The sequence below is a fragment of the Kitasatospora sp. NPDC043950 genome, assembly GCF_056435345.1.
This window is the reverse complement of sequence record NZ_JBWKER010000008.1, coordinates 96,244-112,394: the sequence shown is the minus strand read 5'-3', so window position 1 is coordinate 112,394 and position 16,151 is coordinate 96,244. Positions and strand designations below refer to the sequence as shown.

The 16,151-nt window shown below is 74.6% G+C and carries 9 protein-coding genes and 4 tRNA genes; 11 read left to right on the top strand and 2 right to left on the bottom strand.

Annotated features, from left to right (window positions below):
• Positions 1–58 precede the first annotated feature (58 nt).
• The 5 genes from AC07BF_RS07980 (at position 59) to AC07BF_RS07960 (ending at position 4,557) form a co-directional block, all read left to right on the top strand.
• Positions 59–146, top strand: a tRNA-Ser gene (locus AC07BF_RS07980).
• 118 nt (positions 147–264) lie between these two features.
• Positions 265–1,092 (top strand): MerR family transcriptional regulator, encoded by an 828-nt coding sequence (locus AC07BF_RS07975; RefSeq protein ID WP_363627853.1) that lies wholly within the window; start codon positions 265–267, stop codon positions 1,090–1,092.
• A gap of 111 nt (positions 1,093–1,203) precedes the next feature.
• Entirely contained in the window at positions 1,204–2,568 is a 1,365-nt protein-coding gene (locus tag AC07BF_RS07970) for an FAD-binding oxidoreductase (RefSeq protein WP_363579778.1), read from the top strand.
• 426 nt (positions 2,569–2,994) lie between these two features.
• Positions 2,995–3,324, top strand: a complete 330-nt coding sequence (locus tag AC07BF_RS07965; protein ID WP_363579777.1) for a hypothetical protein — start codon at positions 2,995–2,997, stop codon at positions 3,322–3,324.
• Between the two features lie 447 nt (positions 3,325–3,771).
• On the top strand, positions 3,772–4,557 hold the full coding sequence (locus AC07BF_RS07960; protein ID WP_363579776.1) for a pyridoxine/pyridoxamine 5'-phosphate oxidase: 786 nt from the start codon (positions 3,772–3,774) through the stop codon (positions 4,555–4,557).
• A 46-nt stretch (positions 4,558–4,603) separates the two neighbouring features.
• Here AC07BF_RS07960 and AC07BF_RS07955 read toward each other — a convergent pair whose 3' ends face one another.
• Complete coding sequence (locus tag AC07BF_RS07955) at positions 4,604–5,668, bottom strand: EamA family transporter (protein ID WP_363579775.1); 1,065 nt, start codon at positions 5,666–5,668, stop codon at positions 4,604–4,606.
• Positions 5,669–5,820: 152 nt separating this feature from the next.
• On the opposite strand from AC07BF_RS07955, the gene AC07BF_RS07950 reads away from it, so the two are divergent.
• Entirely contained in the window at positions 5,821–6,678 is an 858-nt protein-coding gene (locus tag AC07BF_RS07950; RefSeq protein ID WP_363579774.1) for a glycoside hydrolase domain-containing protein, read from the top strand.
• Between the two features lie 147 nt (positions 6,679–6,825).
• On the top strand, positions 6,826–8,487 hold the full coding sequence (locus AC07BF_RS07945) for a long-chain fatty acid--CoA ligase (RefSeq protein WP_363627850.1): 1,662 nt from the start codon (positions 6,826–6,828) through the stop codon (positions 8,485–8,487).
• Positions 8,488–8,592: 105 nt separating this feature from the next.
• On the opposite strand, the gene AC07BF_RS07940 is transcribed toward AC07BF_RS07945, so the two are convergent.
• Positions 8,593–12,063 (bottom strand): hybrid sensor histidine kinase/response regulator, encoded by a 3,471-nt coding sequence (locus AC07BF_RS07940; RefSeq protein ID WP_478333088.1) that lies wholly within the window; start codon positions 12,061–12,063, stop codon positions 8,593–8,595.
• Positions 12,064–12,241: 178 nt separating this feature from the next.
• Between AC07BF_RS07940 and AC07BF_RS07935 the strand changes: the two genes are divergently transcribed.
• The 4 genes from AC07BF_RS07935 (at position 12,242) to AC07BF_RS07920 (ending at position 16,022) form a co-directional block, all read left to right on the top strand.
• Positions 12,242–12,332, top strand: a tRNA-Ser gene (locus tag AC07BF_RS07935).
• A 236-nt stretch (positions 12,333–12,568) separates the two neighbouring features.
• Positions 12,569–12,644, top strand: a tRNA-Arg gene (locus tag AC07BF_RS07930).
• 31 nt (positions 12,645–12,675) lie between these two features.
• A tRNA-Arg gene (locus tag AC07BF_RS07925) sits at positions 12,676–12,751 on the top strand.
• Positions 12,752–13,028: 277 nt separating this feature from the next.
• Positions 13,029–16,022 (top strand): Ig-like domain-containing protein, encoded by a 2,994-nt coding sequence (locus AC07BF_RS07920; RefSeq protein ID WP_478333087.1) that lies wholly within the window; start codon positions 13,029–13,031, stop codon positions 16,020–16,022.
• Positions 16,023–16,151: the final 129 nt, after the last annotated feature.

The following is a 16,151-nucleotide window of genomic DNA, read 5'->3' as shown; positions in this document are numbered from 1 at the left end:
ACCCGCACGAAACGGTGTGCACCGAACCCCGCCGGACCCGTTAGGCTGACCTCCGCCTGGAGAGCTGCCCGAGCGGCCTAAGGGAACAGTCTTGAAAACTGTCGTGCGGTGACCCCGTACCGTGGGTTCGAATCCCACGCTCTCCGCTGGTTGGAGAACCACCTGCTCAGGGCGGGTGCCGAGATCACTCGGCACCCGCCTTCCGCGTTTTCGGCGGGCGGGGGTTGACCCTGACACGGTGGCAGGGGGTGGAGTGGGGGCACCATGTTGAACATCGGAGACTTCGCCAGCCACGGCCGGGTGTCGGTGCGGATGCTGCGCCACTACGACGCGATCGGGCTGCTGCGGCCCGCCAGGGTGGACCCGGTCAGCGGGTACCGGTCCTACGAGGCGTCCCAACTCGCCCGGCTCAACCGGGTGATCGCGCTCAAGGAGCTCGGCTTCACGCTGCAGCAGGTGCGGGCCGTCCTGGACGAGCAGGTGGACGCGGCCGAACTGCGCGGGATGCTGCGGCTGCGCCGGGCCCAACTCGCCGAGGCGATCGCCGCGGACGAGCAGCGGCTGACCCGGGTGGAGGCGAGGCTCCGGACGATCGAGAGCGAGGGGACCATGTCCGCACACGACGTCGTACTGAAGCGGGTGCCGTCCGTCCGGGTGGCCGAACTGACCGCGGTGGCCGCGAGTTACCAGCCGGAGGACATCGGGCCGGTGATCGGCCCGCTGTTCGCGGAGCTGTGCCGGCGGCTGGCCGAGGCCGGGATTGCCGAGGCGGGCCCGTCCGTCGCCCGGTACGAGGACGTGCCGGAGGGCGAGGGCACGGTGCTGATCCGGGTGGCCGTCCCGGTCGGGCCGGCGGTGGAGCCGGGCCGGTACGGCTTCGCGGTGCTCGACCTGCCGCCGATCGAGGAGGCGGCGACGGTCGTGCACCGCGGCTCGATGGACGAGGCGATGGGGAGCTTCCAGGAGCTGGCCCGCTTCATCGACGCGAACGGCTACCGCTCGGCCGGCTACGCCCGGGAGCTCTACCTGGAGTGCCCGGACGACCCGGCGCGGTGGGTCACGGAGTTCCAGGAGCCGGTGGTCCGCCGGTAGGCCCGGTCCGGCCGGGGCCCACGCCCGCAGATCCGCCGGGGGCCCACTTGCCCGGCCTCCGGCGGGCGGGCAGAGTGCGGTGGAGGCGGCTGGCGGCGAGTGGAGGCGGCGATGGGTGACCTGACGGACCGACTGGCGCAGGGCCTTCCGGCCGGGGCGGTGGTGGTGGATCCGGACGTGACCGCCGCCTACCGCCACGACATGGCCGGCTTCTGCGCCGCCGGTGCGCCCGCCGTGGTGGTGTTCCCGGAGACGGTCGAGCAGGTGCAGCACGTGCTGCGCATCGCCACCGCGCTGCGGGTGCCGGTGGTGCCGCAGGGGGCGCGGACCGGGCTGTCGGGTGCGGCGAACGCCGTGGACGGCTGCATCGTGCTGTCGATGGTGAAGTTGAACCGGATCCTGGAGCTCGACCCGGTGAACCGGATCGCGGTGGTCGAGCCCGGCGTGGTGAACGCCGAACTTTCGCGAGCAGCCGGTGAGTTGGGCCTTTCGTACCCGCCGGACCCGTCCAGCTGGGAGTCCTGCACGATCGGCGGCAACATCGGCACCGGCGCGGGCGGGCTCTGCTGCGTGAAGTACGGCGTCACCAGCGAGTACGTGCTCGGCCTGGACGTGGTGCTGGCGGACGGGCGGCTGCTGTCCACCGGGCGTCGGACGGCCAAGGGCGTGGCCGGGTACGACCTGACCCGGCTGCTGGTCGGCTCGGAGGGCACGCTGGGCGTGGTGGTCCGGGCGGTGCTCGCGCTGCGGCCCGCGCCGGCGCCGCAGCTGGCGCTGGCGGCGGAGTTCCCGAGCGCGGACGCGGCGGGCGCGGCCGTCTGCGAGGTGATGGCGTGCGGCCTGACCCCGTCGCTGATGGAGCTGATGGACGCGGTCAGCGTGCGGGCGGTCAACGACCTGGGGCGGATGGGGCTGCCGGAGACGACCCGGGCGCTGCTGCTGGTGGCCTTCGACGGGCCGGACCGGGAGGCCGGGCTGGCGCGGGTGGCGGAGCTCTGCCGGGCGGCCGGGGCGACCGAGGTGGTGCCGGCCGAGGACGAGGCGGAGTCGCAGCTGCTGCTGGAGGCCCGGCGACTGGCACTGCCCGCGCTGGACCGGTTGGGCACCACGATGATCGACGACGTGGCGGTGCCGCGCTCCCGGCTGGCCGAGATGCTGAACGGCGTGGCGCTGATCGCCGAGCGGCACGCGCTGACCATCGGGGTGGTCAGCCACGCCGGGGACGGCAACACCCACCCGATCGTGATCTTCGACGGCTCGGACGAGGAGCAGGCGGCGCGGGCGCAGCGCTCCTTCGACGAGATCATGGCGCTGGGGCTGGAGCTGGGCGGCACGATCACCGGGGAGCACGGGGTGGGGCTGCTCAAGCGGGACTGGCTGGCGCGCGAGCTGGGGCCGGTCGCGCTGGACCTCCAGCGACAGCTGAAGGCGGTCTTCGATCCGCTGGGAATCATGAACCCGGGCAAGATGGTGTGATGTTATTTCTCCCATATTCCAGTATGACTTTCCGATGGTCTGGGAATGGCTGGGAAAGTCGACATGGGAGGGTGGTCGAACTTTTCGGGGGCGCGTTTCCTGATTTCCCTGCGCCGGGGTGGTGCGCCTGGTGGTTCGTTTGACGGCGGAGCGCCCTGCCTGAAGGGCCTTCCAGGAGGTCATCGCCCGGGCAAAGTGCCAGCTCAGTAGGGGCGTGTCGGCGCACTGTCCGATTTTCGGTCCGTTATGCGCAGCCCGGGTGGATATCACGCTAACGGGCGAAAACTGCTTCGCCGACTAGTGCTTTGTCGATTTGTTGCGGAAGTCTGTCTCTCGGCGTCGCAGCCCGCAGGTGTTCGTCTGGCCGGCGAACTCCCGCACCCCCTGCTCGACAATTGCACGATTTACAGCTTCTTGGAGGCTCTCATGGCTCGCATCCACACCCGCCGGGTGGCCGGACTCCTGCTCGCCGCCCCGCTCGCGGCCGGCCTGCTGCTGGCCGGTGCCGGTGCTGCGGCCGCCGACAACGGTGCGGGCGCCGGTGCCGGCTCCAACGCCGGCGTGGTGTCCAACGTCGGCACGGGCAACGTGTTCGGCGGGGTCGACGGCAACTACATCTCCACCCAGCAGACCGCCACCGGGACGGGCGCCTCGAACCAGAACAACACCCTCGCGGTGAAGGACAACGCGGGCACCATCCTGGCCGGGCAGTCCAACAAGAACATCAACGTCGTGTTCGCCCCGATCTTCCACTGATCCGATCGGGCACCACCGACGGCGGGGGCGCCGGAGGTGGGCGGCCGCGGGTGAGCTGAGCACTCGCGGAGGGGCTCGAACCAGTCTCCGGGCGGAATTCCCGCCCGGGCGCGGATCAGAACAGCGCATGACCGGCCAGCGGAAAGGGTCACCGTGAAGCCGGCCTCGTGGGCGGTGCCGCCATCGGCACCGCCCACGAGTGCGTCCGGAGCCGGGAGCGAACCGCCCGGGCCCGCTCGTCGCCGGCTGCCCGTCGCCGCCGACACCGCCCGGGACCGCCCGTCGAGGCCGGCCCGGACGGCCCGGACGCGTCCAGCGAGGGCCCGCGCCCGGAGCCGTCGGTGTTCGGCGGTACGGTTGCGCTCCGACAGCGCACCACGTGCCCGGGCCCGGGAAGGACGGCCCGGCCGGGGCGGCGACCGCGGCAACCGGAGGAGAGGGCGCGCGATGGCGGCGGAGGAGGAGGGCCTGACCGGCCCGGGCGAGGCCTGGCCTGCACCGGAGCCGGTTCCGCGATCCGGGCCGGACGCCCGCCGGGAGCCGGCGGAGCACCGGCCCGAGCCGAAGTCCGTGCCCGAGCTGCTGCTCGGCCGCCCGCCGATGGCCCGCCCGCTGCCGACCTTCGACGCCGAGGCCGCGCCCGCCGAGCCCGGCCCGCTGTTCGTGGACTGGCTCGCCACCGCGCTGGCCGCCGGCGTGCCGGACCCGCAGGTGGTCACCCTCTCCACGGTCGACGCGGACGGCCTGCCGGACGCCCGGGTGCTGGTGCTGCGCGACGTCGACGCGGCCGGCACCGGCTGGGTCTTCTCCGCCGCCGCCGACAGCCCCAAGGGCCGCCAGCTGGCCGACCACCCGGCCGCCGCGCTGACCGTCTACTGGCCCCAGCTGGGCCGCCAGGTACGGGTCCGCGGCACCGTCGAGCGGGCCGCCGACCTGGTCGCCGCCGCCGAGTTCGCCACCCGCTCCCCGGACGCCCGGGTCGGCGCGCTGGTCGGGCGGCAGAGCGAGCCGATGGCCTCGCTCGCCGAGTACGACGAGGCCGTCGCCGTCGCCCGCCGCCGCCTGGAGGCCACCCCGGACGCCGTCGCGGCCGGGCACGCGGTCTACACCCTGTGGGCGCACGAGGTGGAGTACTGGCAGGGCGACGCGCAGCGCCGGCACGTCCGGCTGCGCTACACCCGCACCGGACCGGTCCGGACCCCGGAGTGGTCGCGCACCCTGCTGTGGCCGTGACGACCTGACGGTCCAAGGGCCCGGCCCTTGGACCGACCGTGCTGCCCTACCGCCGCCCGGTCAGCGTGGCTCCCACGCTGGCCGCCACCACACAGCCGATCCCGGCCAGCTGCGGCACGCCCAGCAGCTGGCCGAGCACCACCAGGCCGACCAGCGCGCTGACCGCCGGCTCCAGACTGACCAGCACGCTGAACACCCGCTGCGGCATCCGCCGCAGCGCGGTCATCTCCAGCGCGTACGGGATCACCGGCAGCAGCAGCGACACCCCGGCCACCGCGGCCAGCAGCCCCAGCGGCGAGGCGCCGGGCGCGGTCAGCCCGTCCCAGGCCTGGCCGAGTCCGAACGGCGCCAGGGCGAGCGCGCCGACCGTCATCGACACCGCCAGGCCCTGGAAGCCCTGGAAGGCGGCGCCGACCTTGTCGGTGAACAGGATGTACGCGGCGTAGCAGGCGGCCGCCCCGAAGGCGTAGAGCAGTCCGACCGGGTCGAGCCCGCCCCCGTCGCCGCCCTCGCCGAGCAGGGTCAGCAGGACGACGCCGCCGGCGGCGAGCAGCGCCCAGAGCAGGTGGCTGGCACGCCGGGCGAAGACCAGGGCGACCGCGAGCGGGCCGAGGAACTCGATGGTCGCGGCGGTGCCCATCGGCAGCCGGTCGATCGCCCCGGCGAACAGGAAGGTCATCCCGGCCGAGGCCACGCCCAGCAGGGCCGCCGCGGCGAGGTCGCGCGGGCGCTTGTCGCGCAGCCGGGGCCGGGTGACGGCGAGCAGGATGACCGCCGCGAAGCCCAGCCGCAGGAAGGTGGTGCCGCTGACCCCGAGCGGGCCGAACAGCGGCTTGGACAGGGCGATCCCGGTCTGCACCAGGAACATCGCGGTCAGACAGAGAAGCGGCGCCGGGATCCTCTCCGGGCGCCGCAGGACCTTCGGGAGTCGGCCGGTGGGCCGACCGGGGGGCGCGTCGGGCGGTGCCGTGGAGCCGGGTGCCCCGCCTCGTCGCCAGCTGCCCCGCTCGCCGGCGGGCTCGCCCTGGGGGGCGGGCGGCATGGCAAGCGCCTCGGCGACGGCGGCAGCCGGCATCGGGGCGGTGGTTTCGCTGGGATGGGAGGTGGGCATATGGGCGAGTTTGCCGTAAGGAGTGATGAACGGGCAAGCTCGTTACAACTATCGGGACGGATGTGGACGGGTGCGGCCGAAAGGGTGGGCTCTCCCGGTGCGCCCGGCGTGGTTGCCGCATTCGTCCGATGGTCCGTCAGTAGCAAGGGCGGGTGCGCTATCTCCGCCCCGTGGCCCTGCTCGCCGCCTCCCTCGTGCTCCTGCTGGCCACCGACGGGACGGGCGTGAGCGCCGGGGCCGCCGCCCTCCCACGCATCCGGGCCCTCACCCTGCCCGACCGGTTCGGCCCGCCCAGGATCCACGACGACTTCACCGGCCCCGCCTTCGACGTCTGCACCGCGCCGCCCCTCGACACCCTGCGGGCCTGGCACGGGGTCTCCCCGTACGGCGCGCTCGGCATCTACGTCAGCGGCGCCCAGCGCGGCTGCGGCCAGCCCCGGCTCACCGCCGAGTGGGTGCGCCAGGCCCGCGCACTGGGCTGGCGCTTCCTGCCGGCCCACGTCGGGCTCCAGGCGCCGTGCAGCGAACTCGGCAACAAGCCGCGCCGGATCGACCCCGCCCACGCGGTCGAGCAGGGCCGGGACGAGGCCACCGAAGCCGTCCACGCGATGGGCTCGCTCGGATTCGGCAAGGGCGGCCCGGTCTACCTCGACATCGAGGCCTACCCGATGCGCGACCCCGCCTGCGGCCAGGCGGTGGTCGACTTCGCCGTCGGCTGGACCCAGGCCCTGCACGCCGCCGGCTACCGCTCCGGCTTCTACTCCAGCCTCGACTCCGGCATCGCCGACCTGGCCGCCGCCGCCCGGGCCGGCAGCTTTCCGCTGCCCGACGCCCTCTGGTACGCCCGCTGGGACGACCGGGCCGACACCGCCGACTCCGGCGCCCTAGGCTCCGACCTCTGGGGCTACCACCAGCGCGTCCACCAGTACCGCGGCAACGTCGAGGAGACCTACGGCGGCGCCGCCCTCACGATCGACCGCAACCACGTCGACGGCCCGACCGCGGGCTGACGCGTCGCCGATCCGTGATGCGGGCAACGGGGCCGGGATACTGACAGCGGGCGGGGCGGGGCGGCACAATCGGGCACGTCCGCGCGCATTACCGCCCGGTAGGTGCCGCAGGCGCAGCCGCCAGTGCCGCCAGGTCAAGGAGGACCCGTGTTCAGCACGATGCAGGACGTCCCGCTCACCGTCGCCCGGATTCTTGAGCACGGGTCCACCATCCACGGCCGGTCCACCGTCACCACCTGGGACGGCACCGGGCCGGTCGTGCGGACGTACGCCGAGGTGGGGGCGCGGGCCGCGCAGCTCGCCCACGCGCTCCGCGACGAACTGGGGGTGACCGGGGACGACCGGGTCGCGACCCTGATGTGGAATAACTCGGTCCACCTGGAGGCCTACCTCGCCGTCCCCGCGATGGGGTCCGTGCTGCACACGCTCAACCTGCGGCTGCCCGCCCACCAGCTGTCGTTCATCGTCAACCACGCCGCCGACCACGCGGTGATCGTGGACGGCAGCGTGCTCCCGCTGCTCGCCGCCGTCCTGCCGGACCTCGCCCCGACGCTCCGGCACATCGTGGTGAACGGCCCCGGCGACCGCTCGCTGCTGGCCGGCTTCCCGGGCACCGTGCACGACTACGAGGAGCTGATCGCGGGCCGGCCCACCGCCTACCCGTGGCGCGGCGACCTCGACGAGCGCGAGGCCGCCGTGCTCTGCTACACCTCCGGCACCACCGGGGACCCGAAGGGCGTGCTCTACAGCCACCGCTCGGTGTACCTGCACTGCCTCCAGGTCAACACCGGCGACAACTTCGCCTTCACCCCGCGTGACACCGCGCTGCCGGTGGTCCCGATGTTCCACGTGAACGCCTGGGGCATCCCGCACGCCGCCTTCATGTCCGGCGCCAACCTGCTCATGCCGGATCGTTTCCTCCAGCCCAAGCCGATGGCCGAGATGATCGCCGCCGTCCGGCCCACCGTCGGCGCCGCCGTCCCGACCATCTGGAGCGGCCTGCTGGACGAGCTCGACGCGGGCGACTACGACACCTCCAGCCTGCGCATGGTGGTCATCGGCGGCAGCGCCTGCCCGCCCTCGCTGATGAAGGGCTTCGAGGAGCGCCACGGCATCCGCGTGCTGCACGCCTGGGGCATGACCGAGACCTCGCCGCTCGGCTCCTTCGCCCAGCCGCCCGGTGGCCTCACCCCGGAGGAGGAGTGGCCCTACCGGGTCACCCAGGGCATCTTCCCGGCCTCCGTCGAGGCCCGGCTGGTCGGCCCGTCCGGCGAGCGGATGCCGCACGACGGCGTCGCGGCGGGCGAGCTGGAGGTGCGCGGCCCGTGGATCGCCGGGGCCTACTACGGCGGTGCCGGGCAGGACCCGCTCCGGCCGGACGACAAGTTCTCCGAGGACGGCTGGCTGCGCACCGGCGACGTCGGCACCATCACCGCCGACGGCTACCTGACCCTCACCGACCGGGCCAAGGACGTGATCAAGTCCGGCGGCGAGTGGATCTCCTCGGTCGAACTGGAGAACCAGTTGATGGCCCACCCCGAGGTGGCCGAGGCCGCCGTGGTCGCCGTCCCGGACGAGAAGTGGGGCGAGCGCCCGCTGGCCACGGTCGTGCTGCGCCCGGGTGCCACGGCCGGGCTGAGCGAGCTGCGGGCCTTCCTGGCCGGACGGATCGCCTCCTGGCAGCTGCCGGAGCGCTGGTCGATCGTCGAGTCGGTGCCGAAGACCTCGGTCGGCAAGTTCGACAAGAAGGTGATCCGCGCCAGCTACGCGGCGGACGAACTGGACGTGACGGTGCTCGGCAAGGAGTAGCCGCCCGCCCGACCGCCGAGGGCCGGCCACCCCCGTTCCAGCGGGGTGGTCGGCCCTCGGCGCGTGCCGTGTGGATCTCGCCGGGCCCTCGGCGTCAGGGCGCGGTCAGCCCGCCGCGGCGACGCCCGCCTCGCCCATCGCGCCGATCCGCCCGAGCAGGTCGACGATCCGGGACTGGACGTCGGCGCTGGTCGAGCGCTCGGCGAGGAACAGCACCGTCTCGCCGGTGCGCAGCCGGGGCAGTTCGCGCGGGTCGAGGTCCACCGAGGTGTAGACCACCAGCGGGGTGCGGTGCAGCCGGTCGTTGGCGCGCAGCCAGTCCAGCAGGCCGACCCGGCGGCGGCGGATCTGGAGCAGGTCCATCACCACCAGGTTGGGCTGCACGCTGCTGGCCCGGGCGACGGCGTCGTTCTCGTCCACCGCGTGCTCGACGTGCATGCCGCGCCGCTCCAGGCTGCTGATCATGGCGGCGGCGATGTCCGGGTCGCCCTCGACCAGCAGGACGCGCGGGGCGTGGTGCTCGCCGTCGCGCGGCGCGAGGGCGCGCAGCAGCACGGCCGGGTCGGCGCCGTACGCGGCGTCCCGGGTGGCCTGGCCGAGACCGGCGGTGACCAGCACCGGGACGCGGCTGTTGAGCGCGGCGGTGCGCAGCGACTGCAACGCGGTGCGGGTGATCGGGCTGGTCAGCGGGTCGACGAAGAGCGCCGCGGGGAAGCCGGCGACCTGGGCGTCCACCTCCTCGCGGGAGCGGACGATCACCGGGCGGTAGCCGCGTTCCTGGAGGGCCTGCCGGGTGGCCGGATCGGGCTCGGGCCAGACCAGCAGCCGACGGGCGCTGCCGCCCTCGCCGGTCGAGCCGTTCGGGCCGGCCATGGCCGGCGGCTGCTCCTCGGTCCGGTCGCCGGCGGCGGCGGGCAGTTCGGCCATCGGGCGCGGGGCGGTCCTGGCCTCGGCCGGGACGGGCGGCTGCGGTCCGGCGGCGGGGGTCGGCGAACCGCCGAGCGGGCGCGGCGGCGCGAGTTCGGCGAGACCGGTGCCGACCGGGCGCGGGCCGGACGGGTCCTCGGCGGCGGGCAGCGCCGGGCGGGCGGCCGGCAGCGCGGCGGGGCCGCCGGGCGCGGGCCGGTCCTCCTGCGGGGCCTGGTCGGACGGCGCGGCCGGGGCCTCCTGGCCGGGGCCGGGCGGCACGGCCAGCCGGCGACGGCGGCCGGTCGGTGCGGCGGCGGGCTCGGGCTGCGCGGGTGCCGGGCCGGTCGGCAGGGCGTGCTCCAGGCCGGGGTACACCGGGGTGTCGGTGGCGCCGGGGAGGGCGAAGCCACCGGAGGAGTCCTCGGTGGAGGGCAGGGCGCGGCGCCGGCGGGGCTTGGCCTCGGCGCCGTCGGCGGCCGGGGCGCCTTCCGCGGCGGGCGTGCCGCCCGCCGGGGTGCCGTCGGCGGGGGCGGCACCGGTGCCGGGGCCGAGCGCGAGCGGTTCGCGCCCGCCGGTCCGGTGCTGCTGCGGGCGCTCGCCCTCGACGGGGACGGCGTAGGCGGGGCCGGAGCGGCCGTCGTCCTTGCCCCAGGGGTCGCGCTGCGCGCCGTCCGGACCGGCCAGGCCCTGGCGGCCGTACGCGGGGTCGTTGCCGGTGCCGTTCCACTGTTCGGGGACGGCCCGTTCGATCCGGGCGGGGGCGTTCGGCCACTGGTCGGCGGGGGCGCTGGGGGCGGTCCGGGCCGGCGGCGCCGGCTCCTCGGCGGCGGGGCGGCCCCGGCGGCCGCGCCGCTCGGCGGTGGGTTCCTCGGCGGGCTGCTCCGCCTCCGCGGCCGGGGTCTCGCGGTCGGGCTGCTCGCCGCCGTCGGCGACCGGCTCGGCGGCCTCGTCGCTGCTGGGCAGCTGCGGGATGCCCGGCAGGTCGGGCAGGACGGCGCTGTCGCCCTCCTTGGGCCGGTCGGAGCGGCCCTCGGCGGCCGCGCGCTCGGCGGCGGCCTTCGCGGCGGCCGGGTCCAACGGCAGCTCGACGACGTACGTGGTGCCGGCCTTGCCGGGCAGCTCGTGCGGCTGGAGCACGCCACCGTGGCGCTCGACCACCGCGCGGGCTATCGGCAGGTGGACGGGGCTGCCGCCGAGGCCGGGCCCGCGGATCTCGACCCGGGCGACCTCGCCGCGCTGGGCGGCGGCCAGGACGACGGTCGGCGGCTCGCCGCCGGAGGGCAGCGCGGCGGGCGCGCCGGGGGCGGCCAGGCCGGGGGAGGGGGCGGTCGGGGCGTCCAGGGCGAGGCCGATGCCGCTGACGTCGGCGACCAGGTGGGCCAGCGCCTGGGCGAGCCGGCGCTCGTCGGCGATCACCTCGACGGCGGCGGCGTGCACCGAGAACCGCACCCGGCCCGGGCCGACCAGCTCGCCGGCCGCCTCGACGGCCCGTCGGACCACCTTGTCCAGGGCGACCGGCACCCGCCGCTCGGTCGGCTTGCGGCGGTCCTTGCCGTCCTTGCCGTCCTTCGCGTCCGGGCCGTCCGCCGGGGCGGTCTCGCCGGTTTCGCCGGCCTCGGAGCGCTGGTGCGCGAGCACGCCGTCGATCAGCCGGCTGAACCGGCGGCACTCGTCGGCGAGCCGGCGCAACGTCCAGTTGGCCTCCGGCCACAGCTGCCCGGCCGGGTCGGCGGCGAGCGCGTCCAGCCGCTGGTTCAGCGCGGTCAGCGCGCCGCCGAGTTCGCTCTCCAGGACGGCGGTGAGGTGTTCGTTGCGGGCGACCAGGGCGAGTTCGCGGCTGCGGTCGGTGAAGGTCATCACCGCGCCGACCAGTTGGTCGCCGTCCCGCACCGGCGCGGTGGTGAGGTCGACGGTGACCGGGCGGCCGTCTTTGCGCCACAGCACGGTGCCGCGCACCCGGTGCTTGCGTCCGGAGGTCAGGGTGTCCAGCAGCGCGGACTCCTCCAGCGCCAGCGGTGTGCCGTCGGCCCGGGAGTGCTGGATCAGCGGGTGCAGTTCGCGCCCGCCCAGCTCGCTCGCCCGGTACTCCAGGATGTGCGCGGCGGCAGGGTTGACCAGCACGCAGCGGCCTTCGAGGTCGACGCCGAGCACGCCCTCGGCGGCGGCGCGCAGGATCATCTCGGTCTGCTTGTGCTGGCGGCGCAGCTCGGCCTCGACGCCGAGCCGGCTGGAGAGGTCGCGGACCAGCAGCAGGAGCAGGTCGCTCGCGGAGGACGGGCGGGAGCGCTCGCGGTACGAGTCGTACGAGGTGAGTCCGTAGCCGCGGTCCTCGCCGGTGCCGTCGTCGGGGAAGTCGTTGCCGGAGACCTCGACCGGGAAGCTGGTGCCGTCGGTGCGCCGGGCGGTCATCCGGACCGGGCGGTCGGGTTCGTCGCCGTCGCGGGCGGCCGGGCGCATCGAGCCGGGGATCCGGCTGGGGTCGAACTCGGGCAGGAGGTCCAGCACGCCCATGCCGACCAGCGAGGTGCCGGGCGTCTGGAGCGCCTGGACGGCTGCGCTGTTGGCGTCCACGACGGTGCCGTTGCTGTTCACCAGCAACAACGCGTCGGGCAGGGCGTCGAGTATGGCGGCGAGGCGAGCAGCGCCTCGGATCGGCCTGCTGCTCACGTCGACAGGTCTCCTCGGCTCAGGGCAGCTCCTCCGGAGACGGCAGTATCTCATTCTTCTTTGCGGCGGGGTCGACCCGCCTAGTAACGTGGGCGGTGGTTGGTGCCGAGCCCCACGGTTGTGGCATCATCTCAGGCACACGGAACGGGTCCGCTCACGCGGACGTGGTCCCTGTGGAGGAGGCTTCGCCTAGTCCGGTCTATGGCGCCGCACTGCTAATGCGGTTTCGGGGTTATTCCTGATCGAGGGTTCAAATCCCTCAGCCTCCGCAGCCGGAAAGCCCCGTCGACGATCTTGTCGGCGGGGCTTTCCCCATCCCCGGGGAGGTTCCGGGCCCACCCCGCCACCCGCCTCCCCGACCTGTCCCGCGGGCCGGGCCCGTCGGGGGCCCCGAGCGGCCTCCAGGGGGTCGGCCCGGAGGGAGGGAGCAATCGATTTCGTCCCGCGTCGCAGGTCATGTAATGTTGTCCCCGCACCGCCCCGCTGGCACCGTTCATCAGGGCGAGCGCTCATAGCTCAACGGATAGAGCACTTGACTACGGATCAAGAGGTTGCAGGTTCGAATCCTGCTGAGCGCACCAATCTCCGCAAGATCGGGTTCGCCCGTTCCTTGCGCTCATAGCTCAACGGATAGAGCACTTGACTACGGATCAAGAGGTTGCAGGTTCGAATCCTGCTGAGCGCACCAGCGAGAAGCCCCCGGCCACCGGCCGGGGGCTTCTCCCGTTTCCGGGCCCGGACAGGGCGCCGGGTGCCTGGTCCGTTCTGGATTGCGGGCCTAATGGATGAAATGCATCTGTTTCGGGTATATCCCGTCCTGTCGCTCGGATGACCGCCAAACGGGTGGGACCCGGCTATAAGCCCAGGTGTCGCAGTATGACCGGCTCAGGATCGTGATTCCTTTTTGTCAGATCTTGTGCCCAGGCTGCCCGGCACCCCGGCAGCCGACCGCGAAGGAGAGCCGGATGGGCCGACAGTTTCCCCGCACGGCCGTCGCCCTGACCGTCCTCGTGGCCGGGCTGCTGACCGGCTGGAACGCCCCACGCTCGGTGGCCCAGCAGTCCCCTGACGCCTGGTCGGGGGAGCACCGGGCGGTCCTGCCCTCCGGCCTCTCCGTCCAGCTCGAATTCACCGCCACCCCGGGTACCGAGGTGGCCGCCGCGGCCGGCGAACTGGCCGACCGCCCCGGCGGGGGGCGTGCGGCCGGGCCGTACACGGACGGAATGCACCCCGGGAACCCCGCGCAGACCTTCAGCGTCACCGAGAACCGCCCGCAGACGGACGGATCCTGGCGCACCGTCGGAACGCTCCGGCTCGCCTTCTCCCGACCGGTCCGCAATCCCCGGCTGCACCTCAGCGGATTGGTCGCGCTCGCCACCGGGAAGTCGGGCACCACCAGCACCGCGGCCCGGCTGACCCTCACCGGCGGCTCACCCGCCGCCCCCACCCTGGTCAACCGCACCGACTGGCCCGGCTGGACGGTCGACGCCAACGCCCTCGCGCCCGTCGGAGCCGACGGCAGCTCCGACGGCGCGGCCGGCTCCGCCTCCGAGGGCACCCTGGAACTCGTCGGCACCCTGCGCACCGCGGTCTTCCGGATCGAGCAGCGCTCCACCGCCCGGGCCGGCAGCACCACCGCCCCGCCCGTCCTGCGCCAGGCCTACACCGTCACCGTCGACGAGGACCTCGGCACCGCCCCGCAGAACTACGGCAACGCCTCGCACGTGCTCTCCGACCTGTTCCTCGGCGCGGACGCCGCCAACGCTGCGCACCGCACCCGCCCCCGGTCCGCCGACGACCGGGGCACGGTCGGGCCGACCGGTGAGCCGCTGGTCCAGCTCGACCACGGAGCCGGCCGGCGCAGCGTCTTCGCCAGCCCGCCGCCCCCCAAGCTCCAGCCCGGCCGCGGCGAGTACCAGGGCGCCGACCCGTCGATCGGCTTCCCCACCGAGGCCGCGATCGGCCGCTACTACCGGCTCACCGTCCCGGTGGCGGTCGGCGACCAGCCCGCGACCCTGGCCGGCTGGATCGACTTCGACCACAGCGGGCGCTTCGACCCCGCCGAGCGGGTGCAGACCGAGATCCCGGCCGGCGCCGACACCGCGACCCTGGAATGGACCGTCCCGACCGGCGCCGGCTCCGGCGACACCTGGGCCCGGCTGCGGATCGCCCGCGACGCCAGCCAACTCGTCCCCTCCGGCGGCTTCGCCGACTCCGGGCAGGTCACCGACCAGCGGATCAAACTGACCGTCGGCGCCGCCCGGCCCGAGATCGCCGAACCCGTCGACGGCGCCGTCCTCGCCGAAGCCCGTCCGCGGGTCCACGGCGACGGAGCGGTCGACGGTGCCTCGGTGGAGATCCGGGACGGTGACGCCACGGCCTGCCGGGCCCGGGTCGAGCGCGGCGGCGGCTGGTCCTGCCGGCCCGGTGAAGCGCTCACCGCGGGCCCGCACTCCCTCACCCCGGTCGAGATCACCAGCGGTGGTGTGGTGCTGCGCGGCGAGGCCGTCCGGGTCACCGTGAAGACGGCGCCGCCCGCAGCGCCCGTCCTCACCCTCCCGGAGTACACCAACGACCCGGGGATCCAGCTCACCGGCACCGGCGAGGCGGGCAGCACCGTCGCGGTCACCGACCAGGCCGCCGAACTGTGCCGCAGCGCCGTCCGGGCGGACGGCCAGTGGTCCTGCCTGCCGGTCGAGAACCTGGTGGACGGGCGCCACCTGCTCACCCCCGTCGCGGTCGACGCGGCCGGGAACCGGACGGCCGGGCAGGCGGTCGTGCTGGTCGTCGACACCGTCCCGCCGGACAAGCCGGTGCTCGGCTCGCCGGCCGCCGGGGAGACCCTGCGGGTCAGTCGGCCGACGTTCACCGGGCGGGCCGAGCCGGGCTCGAAGGTGCTGGTCACGGCGCGGGCGGGCGGCTCGGCGGCCTCGGGGCCGGCTTCGGCCTCGGGTTCGGCCTTGGGTTCGGTCTCGGGCGAGCGGACGGTGCTGTGCGGGGCGACGGCGGCCCTCGACGGCAGCTGGACCTGCACCGCCAACCGGGACCTGACGGACGGGCAGCAGTGGCTGGTCGTCACGGCGACCGACCTGGCGGGGAACGGGGCGGCGGCGGACGCGGTGCCGGTGCGCGTCGCGGCGGCGCCGAGCCCGTCGGTATCGGCGGCGGCGTCGACTTCTGCGGTGCCGAGTTCGGGGGCGTCGGTTCCCGTGCGGCCCAGCCCCGCGGCCTCGGTGTCGACCGTGGCAACCGTGCCGAGCCCGTCGGCGTCGGCTTCGGTGCCGATCGGGCCGAGTCCGAGCGTGGCGGTGCCGGTGCTGCCCTCGGCCGGTGCTTCCGCGCCGGTGGCCTCCTCCGTACCGTCCCGTCCCGCGATGTCGCCCACGCCCACGTCCACGTTCCCGTCCACGCCTTCGATCCCGGTCACCTCGTCGCCGAGCCCGGTTGTGGGGGCGGCGCCCGATGCGTCCGTGCTCGCGCCGGTGCCGGTGGGCGTGCTGCCGATTGCCGTTCCGGCAGCGGCCGGGCCGTCCGCTGCTTCAGTCACCCCGACCATCCCGACCGCCCCCACCACCACCTCCGCCGGTTCCGTCCCTCCGACGCTCCGTACCGTTCCGTCCCTGGGCGCCAGTCCGTCCCGGGCGGCCGTCGGCGTCGTGGCGTCGTCACCGTCACCGTCACTGCCACCGCCCCTGTCATTGCCTCCGTCACTGTCACCGTCATCGACGCCGGTGGCGGCCGAACCGCTCGGGTCCGCCGGGGAGAGTGCCGGGCAGCTGCCGGCGCCGCCCAGTGCGTCGCCCGTGGGGGCGGCCGCGGAGGCCTCGCAGGCGGCGGCCGCGCGGTCCACCGCGAGCGGTTGGCGCGGTGGGGTCGCCGGTGGCCTGCTGGTGCTCGCCGCCATCGGGCTGATCACCCGCCGGGTGTTCGCCCGTGATGGCGGTGTCCGGCGGCGCTGACCTGCGCTGAACCATCCCGACCATCCATTCATGTGCCTGCGCGTCAGGTCGGCTTCGGACGATTCGTCAGCAAATGTCGACACACCTCACCTCAAATGTCGCATTTGATGACGTATGAACTTAGCCTGA